The organism is Pueribacillus theae, assembly GCF_003097615.1.
GTDB classification, from domain to species: domain Bacteria; phylum Bacillota; class Bacilli; order Bacillales; family UBA6769; genus Pueribacillus; species Pueribacillus theae.
The window spans coordinates 22,035-37,466 of record NZ_QCZG01000003.1 but is presented as its reverse complement, the minus strand read 5'-3'; the positions used below and the strand labels follow the sequence as shown (position 1 = coordinate 37,466).

At 42.8% G+C, this 15,432-nt stretch carries 18 protein-coding genes; all 18 read left to right on the top strand.

Annotated elements, in window-relative coordinates:
* The first annotated feature begins 17 nt into the window (after nucleotides 1–17).
* The 18 genes from DCC39_RS02525 to DCC39_RS02445 all read left to right on the top strand — a co-directional run bounded on the left by DCC39_RS02525 (nucleotide 18) and on the right by DCC39_RS02445 (nucleotide 15,385).
* Nucleotides 18–1,277, top strand: a complete 1,260-nt coding sequence (locus DCC39_RS02525; RefSeq protein ID WP_116553312.1) for a class-III pyridoxal-phosphate-dependent aminotransferase — start codon at nucleotides 18–20, stop codon at nucleotides 1,275–1,277.
* Between the two features lie 21 nt (nucleotides 1,278–1,298).
* Nucleotides 1,299–2,330, top strand: coding sequence for a phosphotransferase enzyme family protein (locus DCC39_RS02520; RefSeq protein WP_116553311.1), 1,032 nt, complete (start codon nucleotides 1,299–1,301; stop codon nucleotides 2,328–2,330).
* On the top strand, nucleotides 2,320–2,649 hold the full coding sequence (locus tag DCC39_RS02515) for a hypothetical protein (protein ID WP_116553310.1): 330 nt from the start codon (nucleotides 2,320–2,322) through the stop codon (nucleotides 2,647–2,649). The genes DCC39_RS02520 and DCC39_RS02515 overlap by 11 nt, the downstream gene beginning before the upstream one ends.
* A 32-nt stretch (nucleotides 2,650–2,681) precedes the next feature.
* Nucleotides 2,682–4,214: an aldehyde dehydrogenase family protein gene (locus DCC39_RS02510; RefSeq protein ID WP_240613510.1), complete on the top strand. Its 1,533-nt coding sequence runs from the start codon at nucleotides 2,682–2,684 to the stop codon at nucleotides 4,212–4,214.
* 15 nt (nucleotides 4,215–4,229) lie between these two features.
* Complete coding sequence (locus DCC39_RS02505; protein WP_116553308.1) at nucleotides 4,230–4,508, top strand: BMC domain-containing protein; 279 nt, start codon at nucleotides 4,230–4,232, stop codon at nucleotides 4,506–4,508.
* Between the two features lie 34 nt (nucleotides 4,509–4,542).
* Nucleotides 4,543–4,806 carry a BMC domain-containing protein gene (locus DCC39_RS02500; RefSeq protein ID WP_116553307.1) on the top strand — a complete coding sequence of 88 codons (264 nt, stop codon included), beginning with the start codon at nucleotides 4,543–4,545 and terminating at the stop codon, nucleotides 4,804–4,806.
* Between the two features lie 21 nt (nucleotides 4,807–4,827).
* The gene (locus DCC39_RS02495) at nucleotides 4,828–5,121 is read left to right on the top strand and encodes a BMC domain-containing protein (protein ID WP_116553306.1); all 294 of its coding nucleotides are present in this window, start codon (nucleotides 4,828–4,830) and stop codon (nucleotides 5,119–5,121) included.
* Nucleotides 5,122–5,407: 286 nt separating this feature from the next.
* Entirely contained in the window at nucleotides 5,408–6,061 is a 654-nt protein-coding gene (pduL, locus tag DCC39_RS02490; RefSeq protein WP_116553305.1) for a phosphate propanoyltransferase, read from the top strand.
* Nucleotides 6,058–6,681, top strand: coding sequence for a hypothetical protein (locus tag DCC39_RS02485; protein ID WP_116553304.1), 624 nt, complete (start codon nucleotides 6,058–6,060; stop codon nucleotides 6,679–6,681). Before pduL ends, DCC39_RS02485 begins: the two co-directional genes overlap by 4 nt.
* Nucleotides 6,682–6,687: 6 nt before the next feature.
* The gene (locus tag DCC39_RS02480) at nucleotides 6,688–6,966 is read left to right on the top strand and encodes a EutN/CcmL family microcompartment protein (protein ID WP_116553303.1); all 279 of its coding nucleotides are present in this window, start codon (nucleotides 6,688–6,690) and stop codon (nucleotides 6,964–6,966) included.
* Nucleotides 6,967–6,981: 15 nt separating this feature from the next.
* Nucleotides 6,982–7,932, top strand: coding sequence for a malate dehydrogenase (gene mdh, locus DCC39_RS02475; protein WP_116553302.1), 951 nt, complete (start codon nucleotides 6,982–6,984; stop codon nucleotides 7,930–7,932).
* Between the two features lie 121 nt (nucleotides 7,933–8,053).
* A complete protein-coding gene (locus DCC39_RS02470) occupies nucleotides 8,054–9,655 on the top strand; it encodes an APC family permease (RefSeq protein ID WP_116553301.1) in 1,602 nt (533 codons plus the stop codon).
* A gap of 114 nt (nucleotides 9,656–9,769) precedes the next feature.
* Nucleotides 9,770–10,702: a metallophosphoesterase family protein gene (locus tag DCC39_RS02465; protein ID WP_116553300.1), complete on the top strand. Its 933-nt coding sequence runs from the start codon at nucleotides 9,770–9,772 to the stop codon at nucleotides 10,700–10,702.
* A gap of 286 nt (nucleotides 10,703–10,988) precedes the next feature.
* Nucleotides 10,989–11,348 (top strand): hypothetical protein, encoded by a 360-nt coding sequence (locus DCC39_RS02460; protein ID WP_116553299.1) that lies wholly within the window; start codon nucleotides 10,989–10,991, stop codon nucleotides 11,346–11,348.
* A gap of 103 nt (nucleotides 11,349–11,451) precedes the next feature.
* Nucleotides 11,452–11,583, top strand: a complete 132-nt coding sequence (locus DCC39_RS19565) for a hypothetical protein (RefSeq protein ID WP_276309875.1) — start codon at nucleotides 11,452–11,454, stop codon at nucleotides 11,581–11,583.
* A 202-nt stretch (nucleotides 11,584–11,785) separates the two neighbouring features.
* Nucleotides 11,786–12,493 (top strand): FadR/GntR family transcriptional regulator, encoded by a 708-nt coding sequence (locus DCC39_RS02455; RefSeq protein WP_116553298.1) that lies wholly within the window; start codon nucleotides 11,786–11,788, stop codon nucleotides 12,491–12,493.
* Between the two features lie 200 nt (nucleotides 12,494–12,693).
* Nucleotides 12,694–14,010 (top strand): FAD-binding oxidoreductase, encoded by a 1,317-nt coding sequence (locus DCC39_RS02450; protein ID WP_116553297.1) that lies wholly within the window; start codon nucleotides 12,694–12,696, stop codon nucleotides 14,008–14,010.
* A gap of 1 nt (nucleotide 14,011) precedes the next feature.
* The gene (locus DCC39_RS02445; protein WP_116553296.1) at nucleotides 14,012–15,385 is read left to right on the top strand and encodes a (Fe-S)-binding protein; all 1,374 of its coding nucleotides are present in this window, start codon (nucleotides 14,012–14,014) and stop codon (nucleotides 15,383–15,385) included.
* The last annotated feature ends 47 nt before the right edge of the window (nucleotides 15,386–15,432 follow it).

Genomic DNA, 15,432 nt, shown 5'->3' with positions numbered 1-15,432 from the left:
TGTGGGGGAGAAAACAAATGCTAAATGAAACGAAACAGTCAGTCCTTGAAAAATCAATGGCATGGTGGAACCCGGGAAAGACAAAACAATGGCAAATTGACGGAGTAGACCTAGTTATAGGGAAACGCGAAGGCTATTATTTGTATGATATGAACGGAAAAGAGCTTATGGACGTCCATTTAAATGGCGGAACATACAATTTGGGCCACCGCAATCCGGAAATTATCTCAACATTGACAAGGGCGATGGAGGAGTTCGACATTGGCAACCATCATTTTCCTTCGATCGCACGGGCAAAGCTTGCTGAACAATTTTCCCTATGTACTCCCGAAAACTTAAAGTATTCCATTTTTTCAAGCGGGGGAGGGGAAGCGATCGATGTTGCGGTAAAATCTGCCCGGTACGCGACGAAGCGCAGAAAAGTAATTTCGATTGAATATGCCTATCATGGCCATACAGGGCTTGCTGTTTCCCTCGGAAACGAGCGGTATTCGAAGCCTTTTCTCAGTGAAGGCAATCCGGATGAATTTATCCATGTTCCGTTTAACAACTTGGATGCGATGGAAGCGGCACTTTCTTCAAGGGATGCTGCCTGCGTCATCGTTGAAACTATCCCAGCAACTTACGGATTTCCGCTTTCAAAGCCCGGGTATCTTTCGTCAGTAAAACAAATGTGCGAAAGATATGGTTCCCTGTATATTGCAGATGAGGTGCAAACCGGCTTGATGCGTACAGGAAAACTGTGGGGATTCGAGCATTACGGCATTGAACCGGATATTTTTGTTACATCAAAAGGTTTGAGCGGCGGCATTTATCCAATTGGGGCTACAATCGTTAACGAAAAAGCGGGCCATTGGATGAATGAAGATGGATTTGCGCACATTTCCACCTTCGGAGGGGCGGAATTAGGCTGCATTGTTGCGATGAAAGTTTTGGAAATTTCACAGCGAAAAGAAGTCGTAGAGAATGTAGATTATGTCGCAAGATATTTGCGTTCAGGGCTTGAAACGATCAAAACGCAATACCCGGACTTTTTTGCCGGCATCCGGCAGTTGGGTGTTGTGATGGGGCTTGAATTCAGCCATCCTGAGGGAGCGAAGCACGTCATGCGTACGCTATATGACAATGGGGTGTGGGCAATTTATTCCATGCTTGATCCTAAAGTCCTTCAATTTAAACCGGGGCTCCTTTTAGACAAAGATTACTGTGATGAACTGTTGTCGCGGTGTGAGTTAAGCATTAAACAAGCGGCAAAAAATGTATTCCACCACGTTTAGTAATAAGAAAGGGGAAATAGCATGAGCATGAACGGTGCGGAGGCTTGGCAGGCACATGTAAATAAGTTTAACCGTGTGGCGGCTAAAGCAAAAGAATCCTTTTCCGTGTTAACCTCTTCGACAATTAAGCTATTAAACTATTCGGAAAATGCCACATACCTAGCAACGAACGAGGAGAAACAAGAGAAATATATTTTGCGAGTATGCAGGCCAAACTACCACACGAAATCTGAAATCGAAAGTGAAATGGCTTGGATAAAATCGATACACGAAAGTTCCCCTATAGAGGTATCACTTCCAATAGTAGGGGATAACGGCGAATATATTCAAAAAGTGAAACTTGAAGATGGCCCGCAGGAGTATTGTTGTTCATTGTTTACTTTTTTAAAAGGGGAAGCCCCTGATGAAAATAAAGAGAGTGAACTCATTCGCCAGTTTGAAAATCTTGGAGAAATTACAGCACAGCTGCACGAACACAGTATCAAAAATCATCAAACCTTTTCTTCGTTCAAGCGGCTGACATGGGACTATGAAACGATACTTGGAGAAAACCCGAAATGGGCAAGGTGGCAAGATGGATTAGGAATGACACCGGAAAGAAAAAAATTGTTTCAAAGAGTATCAGAAACGATTAAACATCGGTTGGATAAATTCGGAAAGGGGCCTACTCGTTTCGGTTTAATCCATGGCGATTTGCGTCTTGCAAATCTACTCGTAGACGGTGAACATATCAAAGTCATTGATTTTGATGATTGTGGATTTGGTTGGTATCTTTTTGATTTGGGGACTTCGTTAAGTTTTATAGAGCATAAGCATTATGTTCCGTCATTAATTGATGCCTGGCTGAAAGGGTACCGCAAAGTTCGCCACCTTTCGAAAGAGGAGGAGCAAGAAATCCCCACTTTTATTATGATGCGCCGGCTGATGCTCATTTCTTGGGTCGGCAGCCGGGAGAATGAAACGACGAAAGAATTGGGAAGTGAGTATACGATACAAACCGATCCTTTGGCGGAAAAGTATTTGGAAGATTTTGAACACTCAAATGTCAATTGACGAAACGGTCGGAGGTGAAACGGTGGATCCTGTTTTAATAGAAAAAATTACAAAATTAGTAATCGAAAAATTAGAAGGTGTTGAACGAAAACCGAAACCGCACGCTCTTACAAATGAAGAAATAAAAAGGTGGAATGAGATTGCTTCTGCATTAAAGTATTCAGAGGTTTCAGTTTTTCCTTCAGAAGGACAATCAGAACCGCTTCCTTTAAGCGAAGAAGAGATTCGAAGATGGAAGCATTTAACTTTTTCGTTGAAAAATATAAAGCCAGAAATGGCGCAGGGGCAAGAGCAGGTTAAATTCCATCAACACAATTAAGCATTATGTGTAAGAAAGAAGGTGTGACAGCGATCGAACTTGATTACGATTTGAAATCAATGCAAGAGATGAGAGAAGCTGTGAAACGGTCGAAAGAAGCGCAACATAGGTTTCAGGAATTTTCTCAGGAACAAGTTGACCACATCGTAAAAAACATAGCAGAAGCCGCATACAGTAAGTCCGAATGGCTAGCCCGGCTGGCAGTTGAAGAAACCGGCATGGGAGTAATCGAGCATAAAAAAATAAAAAACGAGCTAGGCTCAATGGGTGTCTACGAATCAATTAAAGATGAAAAAACAGTAGGGGTCATTCGAATCAATCATCAATTGAAGGTCACTGAAATTGCATATCCATTTGGGGTGATTGCGGCGATTTGCCCGACGACAAATCCAACTTCAACAGCCATTTTTAAAACACTCATTTCCTTGAAAGCACAAAATGGAATCGTCGTAAGTCCGCATCCATCAGCGATGAAATGTACAGTCGAAGCTCTAAAAATATGCCATCGGGCGGCAGTGGAAGCAGGCGCTCCGGAAGGATTAATCGGATGGATAACAAGGCCGGCGTTGGCTACAACGACTGAATTGATGAAGCATAAAGATATCGATTTAATTTTGGCTACAGGTGGAGGGGGATTAGTCCGTGCGGCTTATAGCTCGGGAAAACCTGCCTATGGTGTAGGGCCAGGCAATGGACCTGTTTATGTTGAGAAAACGGCCAATGTAAGGAAGGCCGCCAACATGATCATGGATAGCAAAACGTTCGATAATGGCACGCTTTGTTCGACGGAACAAGCGATTGTCGTTCATAAAAATATTAAGGAAATGACGGTTAGAGAGCTAAAAAATGGCGGTGGCTATTTCTTGGATTCATCTGAAAAGGCAATGTTGGAAAACGTTATCTCTCCATCGAAAGGGAAGCTCAATCCGAAAATTGTTGGACGTTCAGCCCGCATCATTGCTGAAATGGCCGGATTTCGTGTGCCTGATGAAACCCGGGTTTTAATCGCAGAAGAGGAACGAATAGGAAGGGATATTCCACTCTCAATCGAAAAGCTCGCGCCAATTTTTCCTTTATATACAGCAGCGAATGATGAGGAAGCAATAAACATTTGCGTTGAATTATTACATCTTGGTGGGAAGGGGCATAGTTGTTCCATTCACTCAAATGACGAAAAGGCAGTGGAAAAGTTTAGTCTTCACATGCCTGTATCACGAATCATGGTGAACACGCTCGCATCGATCGGTGCAGCAGGGGCGACAACAGGCTTAACACCGTCTTTAACGCTTGGGTGTGGTTCGTTTGGCGGGAATATTTCATCGGACAATATTACAGCACACCATTTATTAAATATAAAACGTGTCGCATACGGAATGAAAGAAATTTCAATACCAAAGCCATCCCAACCTGGCATTCTTCAAATAGAAAAGCATTCGAACAAGAATGACATTCATGAAATCGTTAATCAAGTAGTAAAAGAGACAGCCATGAAACCACAGGCAATTGATCATGAAGAGATCTCTCAAATAGTGCAAAGCGTCATCGAACAATATACGAAAATGTAATGAGGAGGGAAACACATGGGCAAAGAAATAAACGGTGCACTCGGTATGATTGAAACGAAAGGATTGGTCGCATCGCTGGAAGCGGCTGATGCAATGGTGAAAGCGGCCAATGTGAATCTAGTAGGAAAAGTTCATGTCGGAGGAGGAATCGTTACCGTTCTAGTTACAGGAGATGTTGGTGCGGTTAAGGCGGCGACAGATTCTGGAAGCGAAGCGGCACAGCGTGTAGGCGAGCTTCTTTCCGTTCATGTCATTCCCCGCCCCCACAATGAACTTGCCGGCATTTTGCCATGAAATGAAATCTTTTTATTTTGAAGGTAGAACTTCTGTGGCGAAAGCGGTAGGGATGATTGAAACATTGGGGCCGGCAGCTTCAATCGCAGTAGCGGATGCCATGTTAAAGTCTGCGGATGTCATGCTTGTGAAACAGGAAGAGGTGAGTCAAGCGCTATATACCATCTTAGTTGAAGGAGAGCTTAGCGCTGTGCAAGCAGCAGTTGAAACAGGGAAACGGATTGCGGAAAAATTAGGAGCACTTATCGCCTTTCAAGTGATCGCAAATCCTGACGAGGGGACAAGGAAATTATTTTAAACATTGAGTGGAGGAATAAAAATGTCAAGAGAGCTGACTTCTTTAGGCATGATTGAAACAAAAGGATTAGTTGCTTCAATTGAAGCGGCTGATGCGATGGTTAAAGCGGCGAATGTCCAGGTTGTAGGCAAAGTCCATGTTGGCGGAGGGATTGTAACCGTTTTAGTCAGAGGGGACGTCGGCGCTGTAAAAGCCGCTACGGAATCAGGAGCCGCAGCTGCGGAGCGTGTCGGTGAACTTCTATCTGTTCATGTGATTCCGCGCCCGCATAATGAACTCGAAAGCATCTTGCCTAAATTAAATATCGAAACTTAATAGATTGTGTTCTCTTTCTGCAAAATTAGAAAAGAAAATTTATTCTATATAAATTGAATAAAAGGATTTTAAACACAGTTGGTTTGAGTTTGGCAAGGATGCATTCAAGACACTTCGAGACCTTCCGAGCGACTGAGAGTAAAAACAATGTTGACCGCTCTTCGGTTCTCTTCGTTTAGATATCCAAACTCAAAAGACTGCTATTAAAATCTTTTGTTCCTAATCATATAGCAAAGCTATACCAATCAGGCTTCTGACATCTGAGTTCAGAAAGGGGGCGATAGAAGTGAAGCAGGAGGTTATCCAATCGATTGTTGAGGAGGTGATCAATCAACTTTCGAGTAAGCCTTTTCCTCCAAAAATGATTCCGATCGCTGTTTCTGCCAGGCATTGTCATCTAAGTCAAGCTGATTTAGAAACACTTTTTGGAAAGGGGTATGCATTAACGAAAAAAAATGATTTAACCCAACCTGGACAATTTGCGGCAAATGAAACGGTCCTCATTGCAGGCCCAAAAGGAAGCATGAATAACGTTCGCGTACTTGGCCCCATTAGAAAAGCAACACAAGTCGAAATAAGCAAAACCGATGCTATTCAGCTCGGACTTGATCCGCCAATACGGGAATCCGGCGATATAAAAGGTTCATCCCCTGTTACGATTTTAGGGCCGAAAGGCAGCATTTATTTACAAGAAGGGCTAATCATCGCAGGGGCGCATATTCATATGCATCCTGATGATGCGGAAGCATTTTCTGTAAAAAACGGAGATTTTGTCCGGGTTCAGGCGGAGAATGAAAGGCCTGTTTCTTTTGAAAAAGTACTCATTCGAGTTTCGCCAAATTACAAGCTTGAGATGCATATCGACACAGATGAAGCGAATGCAGGGTTCATTTCAACAGGCGAAAAAGGAAAATTAATAAAGTATGCAGGTTCCCTATGATGATCGAGCGGAAACTCATTGAACAGATTGTTACGGCAGTTCTAGAGAAGCTGGATGAAAATGATAAAAAGAAAAATCTATTCGTTGTTAATGCCCGGGAACAGAAGTCGATAGAAATATTGGAAAAACAATGGAACATTATTCAAATGTCTGCGCCTGTAACCATCCCGGAAAAGACGAAAGAAGCTGTTTTCCTGCATGTATCCCAAGATTTGCTTGTAAAAGCAGCACTTGGGATGACAGATACAGATGAGAGTCAATTGTTTTCCCTTTTTATGAATCGGGGGATAAGCATCACTTTCATCCCATCGGAAGAATTAGTATGGCTTTTGGACTCCGGGGTGCAAAAAGAGATGAACCAAAACTACGCCGCTCACCTAGTAAACTATAAACAGATGCTTGAAAAATTTGGTGTCCAGTTTCTTTCATTATCAGAATTTGCTTCTACTTCCCGAAGCGTTACTCGGCGTTATGAAAAAAAGCTGCTTACGGAAAAGGATGTGATAGAGAGTAAAAGCAACGAGATATTTATTGGCAAAAAAACAATCGTCACTCCTCTAGCCCGGGATTCCGCCCGTGAACTTGCAAAAAAAATTATTGTCATAGATAAAAAGGAATGAGCGTTTATGCAAATAGGCACAGTAATAGGAAATGTTTGGGCAACAAAAAAAGAAGATGATTTGCAAGGTTTAAAATTTTTAATCGTTCAGCCGGAACTTCCAAATGGATCGGCTATTGACTCGGCTTACGTGGCAGTGGATCGAATTGGCGCCGGAGTGGGAGATAAGGTCATGGTAACGAGAGGAAGCTCATCTGCCAATTTTGCAAAAGAGCATTCATTGCCCATTGATGCGCTAATTATTGGAATTATCGATTCCATTGACATCGCAGTGGAACAACGATAGGCAGGAGGGAAACCAATGGCTTTTAAACGACGAAAAATTGCGGTCATCGGCGCTGGGAGTACAGGAGCAACCGCTGCCCTTATGTTAGCTGAAAAGGAACTTGGCGATATCATACTCGTTGATGTACCGTCGATGTCAGGCCCTACGAAGGGCAAGGCGCTCGATCTGTTGCAAGTGAGCCCTGTGCAACGTTTTAATGTGGATATTGTGGGCACTTCACATTATGAAGAGATAAAGGATGCTGATTTAGTAATTATCACGGCTGGCCTTCCCCGTCAGCCGGGAATGACCCGGGATGACTTAGTCACAACAAATGCGGAAATAATGAAAAACGTTTCCGAACAAACCGTTCGCTTCGCTCCGGACAGCTATATTATCGTGCTGAGCAATCCAGTTGATGCAATGACTTATGTTTCCTTCAAAACAACCGGATTTTCCAAAAATCGTGTGATCGGCCAATCTGGCGTTTTGGACACGGCGCGTTTTAATACATTTGTCGCACAAGAATTGAACGTATCAGTTGAGGACATTTCAAGCTTTGTGCTCGGCGGCCACGGCGATGATATGGTTCCATTAGTTCGCTACTCTTATGCAGGTGGGATTCCACTAGAAAAAATTCTTCCGGCAGAGCGTTTGGAAGCAATCGTTGAACGGACGCGCAAAGGGGGCGGTGAAATTGTCAATTTACTTGGCAACGGAAGTGCATACTACGCTCCCGCTGCCTCGGTTGTTGAAATGGCAGAAGCTATCTTAAAAGACAAAAAACGAATCTTGCCATCCATTGCTTATCTAGAGGGAGAATATGGCTACCAAAATATCTATCTAGGTGTTCCGACAATCCTTGGTGGAGACGGAATTGAAAGCATTATCGAACTGCCGCTCACAACTGAAGAAAAAGAAGCACTTAACAAATCTGCCCAGTCCGTACAAAATGTGTTGGGGAGCCTTCGGAAAGGGGGGTGGTAACGGTCAATCGCGCCAATAAATTGCAAATGATTCACACAAATTTAACCTTCATGAACTCGACCGGCAGCTTCTGTTAAGTTTGATTATTGGAAAAATTCAAAAGGAAGAAGGGTGAGAAACAATGGCGAGAACTGGTCTTGCGTTATTTGAACAACGCTCAACCGGCGGTGTTGCACGGCAAATCAGCCCGATTGATACGATGATTTATTCATCCGCAAACCCCGGCTTGATGTTTGCGCTCGTCTATATTATGTGGGCCCCTTTTTTGTACCCCGGTGCACATATGGTATGGGCGATTTTAACGGTAGCTCAGATGTTTATCATTGCCGGCCTTTATTGGCTGCTGTCGGTCGCTATGCCGCGTTCAGGAGGTGAATACATCTATATTAGCCGTATCTTGCATCCATCACTTGGCTTAATGGCGAGTTTTATGATTACGTTTACAGCGATTTCCTGGACGGGAATTTTACTGAATTGGCTTATGAAGTGGTCAATCGTCGAATTTTTCTATTCCATCGCCCTTATTAAGGGGAACGATTCGACATGGCTAGGTGTGGCGGACTTTTTAAATCAAACCTATATACGTGCCATCATAGGAACTGCTCTGCTTTTATTTATCTACTTTATTTACTATAAAGGAACCAAATGGATGGTAAAGCTCGCTTACATTACATTGGGTGCTACACTGCTTGGTGCCATTACATTTATTGTCGCGAATCTCGTAACAGGACCAGAAACCTTTGCAAACAATTTTACCCAGCTTACTAGTTTAGCCTATGCTGATGTGATTAATCTCGCCCAGGCTGACGGATATCCGACGAAATTCTTGTTCGGCGCTACGATCATGGCAGGATCCACATACATCATCTTAAATACGTTGGGTTCTACCTTTGGCGCCAATTTAGCCGGTGAAGTACGGAACGTACAGAAATCCCAGTTGCTTGCATTGTTCGGCTCTTTAGCGATTTTAATGTTTGTCTGGTTTATTTTCTATGGGATGTCTTATGTGAACTTCGGTGGGATGTGGTCTAACAGCTTGTATTATTTGTACAATGCTGGCCATACGGCATATCCTTTCGGCAGCTATGATCCATTTATTACGATCATGATTGGCATTATGACGAAGAGTCCCATTTTTGTCTTTTTAATCGCTATCTGTTTCGCGTTTGCAACCTTTGGCTCAGCTGCCGGACTAGGATTTGGACCGTCACGAAATTTTGTCGCCTGGTCGTTTGACCGGCTGTTTCCAAGTAAGTATATGAAGCTCAATGAAAAAACGAATTCTCCAACGTATGCATTAAGGACCGTGATTGCTGGCGCGTGGGTCTTTTTAATGCTCGATATTTTTCTTCCTACCTGGACAGAAAATATTGGATTTACGATCTTCACTTGGTTTTTAGCGTGGATCTTTTTAGGACTATCCGGGATTCTTTTTTCAACGAGGAAGAAAATATTGTTCCAGTCCTCGCCGCCAATTGTGAAAACGAAGTTTCTAGGGGTCCACGTCATTACGATTTTAGGCTGGCTGACGTTTTTGATTAGTGTATCGATTTGTTATTACCTTCTCATCCCGCTCTTTAGGGGAGACATCTCTTTCACGATGATTATTGTTTCTTTCGTGCTAATGATTACTCCTTTAATCATTTATTTCATTATGAAACGTGTCCATGCCAAAAAAGGAATCGACATCGATATCCAGTTTCAAGAAATTCCTTCAGATTAAAAAGAATGTTTCAAAAATGATAGGTTGATAGGAATGAATCCATCGGCGGCTTTATGTCTCTCGTTGCCCTGCTTCTTAGCAGGTGTGATTATTAAAAATATGGGGTGAGAAGGGATGAAAATATTTTATGCAGGTGATTTGCACGCTGGCGAAACCGCATTTCGGAAATTTACAAACGCCGGAACATTTTATAAAGCTGATTTAGTTATTAACGGGGGAGATTTTACTGGCAAGCAAGTGGTGCCCATTGTAAAAAATGGCGACGTATATACGTGCCGATACTATGGGTCAACCGTAAAAATTAAAAAAGCAAACGAAATTCCCGATTTGGAAAGAAACCTACGCGATGCCGGATTTTATCCTTTCATCATATCGGAGGACAAACTAAATAAATTAACGGAAGACGATGCTGAACAGATCATTAAAGAAAAACAAATTGAAGTGCTAAAGCAATGGCTGGAATTGGCTGATGAGAGATTTAAAGCTGCGGGGATTCCTTGTATTCTAATCCCTGGCAGCATGGATGATTTTTACCTTGATGATTTACTTAACTCGGCATCTTATGTGCAAAATGGGGACGGGAAAATCATCGAATATAATGGGTATGAAATTCTCTCAATCGGCGGAGGCATACCGAGTGTCTTTCACTATCCACGCGAATTTAGCGAGGAAGACCTAGCTCAGAAAATTCATGACCTTGCGGTTGAAGTAAAGAATATGGATAAATGCATTTTTAATATTCATATCCCGCCTTATGACACTGATCTTGATCAAGGCACAGTATATGATGAAGAATTAAAGCCTGTTCTTGACGGAGATGCATTAGCAACCGCTCCTTCTGGAAGCAAGGCTGTCCGCGAAGCGATAGAGAAATACCAACCGCTGCTTTCCCTGCATGGGCATGTCCATGAAAGCAGGGGCGTAACCATCCTCGGAAGGACAATATGTATGAATGCGGGAACCGACTATGACCAAGGGATGTTGAGAGGAGCATTGATTGATATAAGTTCGGATGGAAAACTGTCCTACACATTAACCGCTGGGTAATTTTCTATTGAAACGAATTACAGTGTCCAAAAGCTAGTCGTTGGGCACTTTTTTCTTTTTTTACAGAAAATTCAAATCAACTAAAAAAAGACAAAAATGCTCAATTTTTTGTACAAACAAAAAGGATAAAATAAAACCAAGTCGAATATTTTATTTTAAAAGAGAATAAATATGTCAGAATTAGGCAATTTATGTAATGAACAACCAGATCAAACCTTACTTTCCTTTCAGCCAGTTCTTGCGGAAAATTTAGTCAAAATTAACCGGGCCCTAAGGAGTGATAACTGTGAATTTATTTCATAGGTTTTTGAAAGGGATAGGTATCCTATCATTAGGCGTTGCACTAGGATTTGGAATCGTGCATTCTGTTGGAAAAGGAGACAACCTAAAAGAAACAGCACATGCCCAAGTATTTGCAAAAGATAGAACAGCCGAAAACGACAAGGACATCGATTATCCCAACGTGCTAGAAGAAATGACAAAGCCTGAAAAGAACGGTAATATCCAAATCGACCAAATTGAATTTATGAACGATGAAGCAATAGAAGTAGAATTTTATGATTCTGATGGAAACCCGCTAAAAAGTGAAGTAAAAAATGCAATACTTGATTTTTTTATTAGCCAGTTGTTTGAGAACGGTAAGTAATAAGCAAAAAATTCCAGCAATTAGTTTCAGCTTGGAAAGTAATGGGTATAAATAAACTAAGAACGAAACGGAGGGATCAAATTTACAGAGGGAGGAATAAAATATGTATAGCGAGCCTGACATGACAAATGTAGAAGAAATGAGTACGATCGATTCAAGTGATTTTTTGTTAATGACTACTGGCGTTATGATTATAAGTGCCATTACTTATTTGTTTTCCCTGCTGATTTCATAAAGCGAAACTTCCATAAGTGGGGATCCTGCGGACCGTTGCGGCGTGATAATTATCGAAAGTGCCTGGAAACAGGGCACTTTATTTTTTTTGTTTTTTTGAAAAATAACCAATTGACATTGTTATAGTACAATGATTTAATGGAACTAAACTTATCAGATATCTGATAACCGATCACCTTCCCAAAGAGCAGGAGGGGTATGTCATGCTCCAAGTTGAGAAGATTTCAGGCAAAAAAGTATCCGATATTGTCGTTGAACAAATTGAAGAATGGATTCGTTCAGGCAGCGTTCAGCCGGGGGAAAAATTGCCCTCTGTCAGAGAAATGTGTGAATTGTTCGACGTTGGACGATCAGCAGTCCGTGACGCGTTGACAACTCTCAAAGGAAGAGGGCTTGTCAACGTGAAACATGGGGAAGGGACTTTTGTCTGTCATTTTGATACAGCGCAGTTGCTTCCAGATATCTTACTCGTCCAAAAGAGCGATATAAGCAAACTGTATCAAGTTCGAAAAATTTTAGAAGCAGGCATTGCTGAAATGGCAGCGTTAAACGCGACTGAAAAACAGCTTAACATCATGGAAAAAGAACTCGATGAATTGGTTAATGCAAAAACGTTGAAAGGTTGGGAAGCGGATTACCGTTTTCATCTGGCCATTGCGGAAGCGAGCGGAAATGAAATTTTAGTCGATTTAATGGATACAGTATCAACAACAACGAAAAAAGGGATTATGGCTTGCCATCGGATTATTTTATCTGATGAGAAATTGTCCAGAGATGTTGCGGAACAACATATCGCCATCTATGAATCAATGAAAGCGAAAGATCCGATTAAAGCACGTAAAGCAATGTATAACCACCTGACTTACGTAGAGGAACTTCTAGACAATCATCTGAACGAATCAGGCGACTGATGGGATTAATAAGAAAAACGCTGACGCGTCCTTTCTTTAGAAGTCAGAGGACAGAAGCCGGATCGGTCTAAATTTGCGAAAGAGCACGGCTGCTGCATTGAAATGCACCGTTAGTGCCCTGCACCGAGGAAGCCTACTTCGAAGCGTAAGCAAGTAAGACGCAGATGCAAATTTATACTTCAAAAAGGGGGAAAGGCAACATGATTTCTTCAAATTTAGAAGGGGTATTGCCAAAAGAACAAATTAAAAACAATGACGGGCAAGAGCACCCTCTTGGCAATGGAGGAATCCAAATCATTGAAGCGCTTTCCGAAGAAGATATTTCAAAAGTGCTTGCTTATGCCCATCAGCATGACAAGACAGTAAATATTATTTCAGGCGGAACGAAACGCGGCTTCGGTGGCACAAAGAAACAAGCAGACATTTTATTGTCGCTTGCGAAGTATAAAGGAATCGTTGAACATTCGGTTGGCGATTTGACGCTAACAGTAAAACCGGGAACAACGCTAAAAGAAATCTCTGATGAATTGGCGAAGCATGGCCAGCGTGTAGCACTTGATACTCCATGGCCAGAACTTGCAACGATTGGCGGGATTGTCGCCGCAAATGACAGCGGCCCGAAAAGGCTTCTTTACGGTTCAGCAAGAGACCTCGTGATTGGGACAAGAATCGTTTATGCGGATGGAAGAGTGATTCGCACTGGCGGAAAAGTTGTAAAAAACGTTGCCGGCTATGACATGAACAAGCTATTCATCGGGTCAATGGGAACATTGGGAGTCATTAGCGAAATTACGGTCAAGCTTCGTCCAATATCAAAATATGAGGGGCTTTCATTGCTTCATTTTCCTCAAGGGAAAGAACAGGAAATCCGTCAATTTGCAGTTAAACTTCTTGATTCGACGATGGAACCGGTCTCTCTTGAACTTTTGACGCCTTCGCTTGCTGAGCGTTTCACAGGAAAAGCATCCTACACGCTCGCGATTTCATTTGAAGATCGGGAAAAGGCCGTCTTGGCTCAGGAAGACTGGGTGGCGCAAAATTTGCCAGCCGGAGTTGAACTTGCAAATTTAAATCAAGAAGAAGCGAAGAAATGGTGGCATAATTTCCGCCATATTGGGCCAAATGGACACAATGATGAAAAGAATGAAGCAAACACACAAGCCGCATTGAAAATCGGAAGCAATAACTTAGACGTTATCAGCAACCTGGAAACGGCCGAACGATTCGCTCATGAATACCATGTCTCTATTGAAGCGCATGGCGGTCTTGGCCACGGTATTTCAAGAGTCTATGTGAAAGGCTTTCCTGAAGATATTGTTTCTTACACGAAAGCATTGCGGGCAAAAGTAGAGGAGAAGCGTGGGTACGTTGTGTGCACCCATTTGCCGTTCGCATTAAGAGAAACGATTGACGCATGGGGAGAGGATCCAGGTTATTTTGCATTGCTGGAAGGGATTAAGCTTGCGAATGACCCGAAGAAAATCCTAAACCGCGGGCGTTTTGTAGGGGGAATTTAAGATGAGTGTTGATGAGAAAAAACTATCCATTCCATTGAAGCAGGATGTGGCCTGTCATACGACAAGTCTAGGAAACTATTTTTGGGAGGACCCGCCTGATGAAAATAAGTGGGCCGACTGTGTTCACTGCGGCATGTGCCTTGAAGCATGCCCAACTTATCAAGAAACGGGGGAAGAGCATCAATCACCGAGAGGCCGTGTTTATTTAATCAAAGCAGTAGCAGAAGGAAAGATTGATGTCAATGAAGCGTTTGCTGATCCTGTCTTCACTTGCCTCGACTGCCGTGCATGTGAAACGGCTTGCCCGGCAAGTGTCCAAGTTGGCGGCTTAATTGAGGAAGCACGCGGACAAATTCGTCAAGCGATGCCATTAACAGGTATTCCCGGTGCGTTCAGCAAAACGATTTTGAAAGGCTTTTTCCCGCATCCGAATCGCATGGGCAAACTTGGCGGCTTAATGAGGCTGTACCAAAAGAGCGGCATTCAAAGTGTTGCAAGAAAGGCGGGCCTATTAAACATTTTGCCAACCCATTTAAAAGACATGGAATCGATCCTTCCAAAGGTTGGAAAGCCTGTACTTGGCAGATATCCTGAAATTGTTCCTGCAGAAGGCGAAACAAAGGGCCGGGTTGCAATGCTTACTGGCTGTGTCATGGACGTCATGTTCAGTGACATTAACGAAGCGACAATTCGAGTCCTTACCCATAATGGTTATGAAGTCGCTCTGCCAAAACAGCAAACTTGCTGCGGCGCGCTTCATGTCCATGCAGGGGATAGAGAGACAGGAAAATCACTTGCCAGACAAAACATTGAAGCATTCAAAGATTACGATAAAGTTCTTGTAAATGCGGCTGGTTGCGGATGCGCGCTTGCTGAATATGACGAACTCTTCCGCAACGATCCTGACATGCTTCCAATGGCAAAAGAATTTTCAGAAAAAGTCGAAGACATCTCAAAATTCCTATATGACAATGATTTTAAACGTCCACAAACGGAAGTGAAAACGAGAATTACGTATCATGATGCATGCCACTTGGCACACGGACAAGGCGTCCGATTTGAACCTCGCCAGCTTTTGAAAGAAATTCCAGGTGTGGAATTGGTCGATTTGCCTGATGCGGACAGATGCTGCGGAAGTGCGGGGATTTACAACCTTACGCATCCTGAAATGGCAGGGGCGCTTCTCGATCGCAAAATCGATGACATCCCTGAAGATGTTGAAATGATTTCGATGGGTAATCCGGGATGTATGCTTCAAATTGCAATGGGCGTGCAGAAACATGGCAGAAGTGAAAAAGTCGTTCACACGATCCAATTGCTTGACTGGGCATATGAGAAAGAGAAAAAAGAAGCGAAAAATCTAGTGAAGTCGTAAGGGGGTGCAAGGTTTGCTAAGGAAAAAAGCAAGAAAACAACAACCTG

What these genes read in the sequence shown, in the direction of transcription:
- DCC39_RS02525 (WP_116553312.1), top strand. Translation starts at nt 18, where the DNA reads ATGCTAAATGAAACGAAACAGTCAGTCCTTGAAAAATCAATGGCATGG.
- DCC39_RS02520 (WP_116553311.1), top strand. Translation starts at nt 1,299, where the DNA reads ATGAGCATGAACGGTGCGGAGGCTTGGCAGGCACATGTAAATAAGTTT.
- DCC39_RS02515 (WP_116553310.1), top strand. Translation starts at nt 2,320, where the DNA reads ATGTCAATTGACGAAACGGTCGGAGGTGAAACGGTGGATCCTGTTTTA.
- DCC39_RS02505 (WP_116553308.1), top strand. Translation starts at nt 4,230, where the DNA reads ATGGGCAAAGAAATAAACGGTGCACTCGGTATGATTGAAACGAAAGGA.
- DCC39_RS02495 (WP_116553306.1), top strand. Translation starts at nt 4,828, where the DNA reads ATGTCAAGAGAGCTGACTTCTTTAGGCATGATTGAAACAAAAGGATTA.
- DCC39_RS02485 (WP_116553304.1), top strand. Translation starts at nt 6,058, where the DNA reads ATGATGATCGAGCGGAAACTCATTGAACAGATTGTTACGGCAGTTCTA.
- DCC39_RS02480 (WP_116553303.1), top strand. Translation starts at nt 6,688, where the DNA reads ATGCAAATAGGCACAGTAATAGGAAATGTTTGGGCAACAAAAAAAGAA.
- mdh (WP_116553302.1), top strand. Translation starts at nt 6,982, where the DNA reads ATGGCTTTTAAACGACGAAAAATTGCGGTCATCGGCGCTGGGAGTACA.
- DCC39_RS02470 (WP_116553301.1), top strand. Translation starts at nt 8,054, where the DNA reads ATGGCGAGAACTGGTCTTGCGTTATTTGAACAACGCTCAACCGGCGGT.
- DCC39_RS02465 (WP_116553300.1), top strand. Translation starts at nt 9,770, where the DNA reads ATGAAAATATTTTATGCAGGTGATTTGCACGCTGGCGAAACCGCATTT.
- DCC39_RS19565 (WP_276309875.1), top strand. Translation starts at nt 11,452, where the DNA reads ATGTATAGCGAGCCTGACATGACAAATGTAGAAGAAATGAGTACGATC.
- DCC39_RS02455 (WP_116553298.1), top strand. Translation starts at nt 11,786, where the DNA reads ATGCTCCAAGTTGAGAAGATTTCAGGCAAAAAAGTATCCGATATTGTC.
- DCC39_RS02450 (WP_116553297.1), top strand. Translation starts at nt 12,694, where the DNA reads ATGATTTCTTCAAATTTAGAAGGGGTATTGCCAAAAGAACAAATTAAA.
- DCC39_RS02445 (WP_116553296.1), top strand. Translation starts at nt 14,012, where the DNA reads ATGAGTGTTGATGAGAAAAAACTATCCATTCCATTGAAGCAGGATGTG.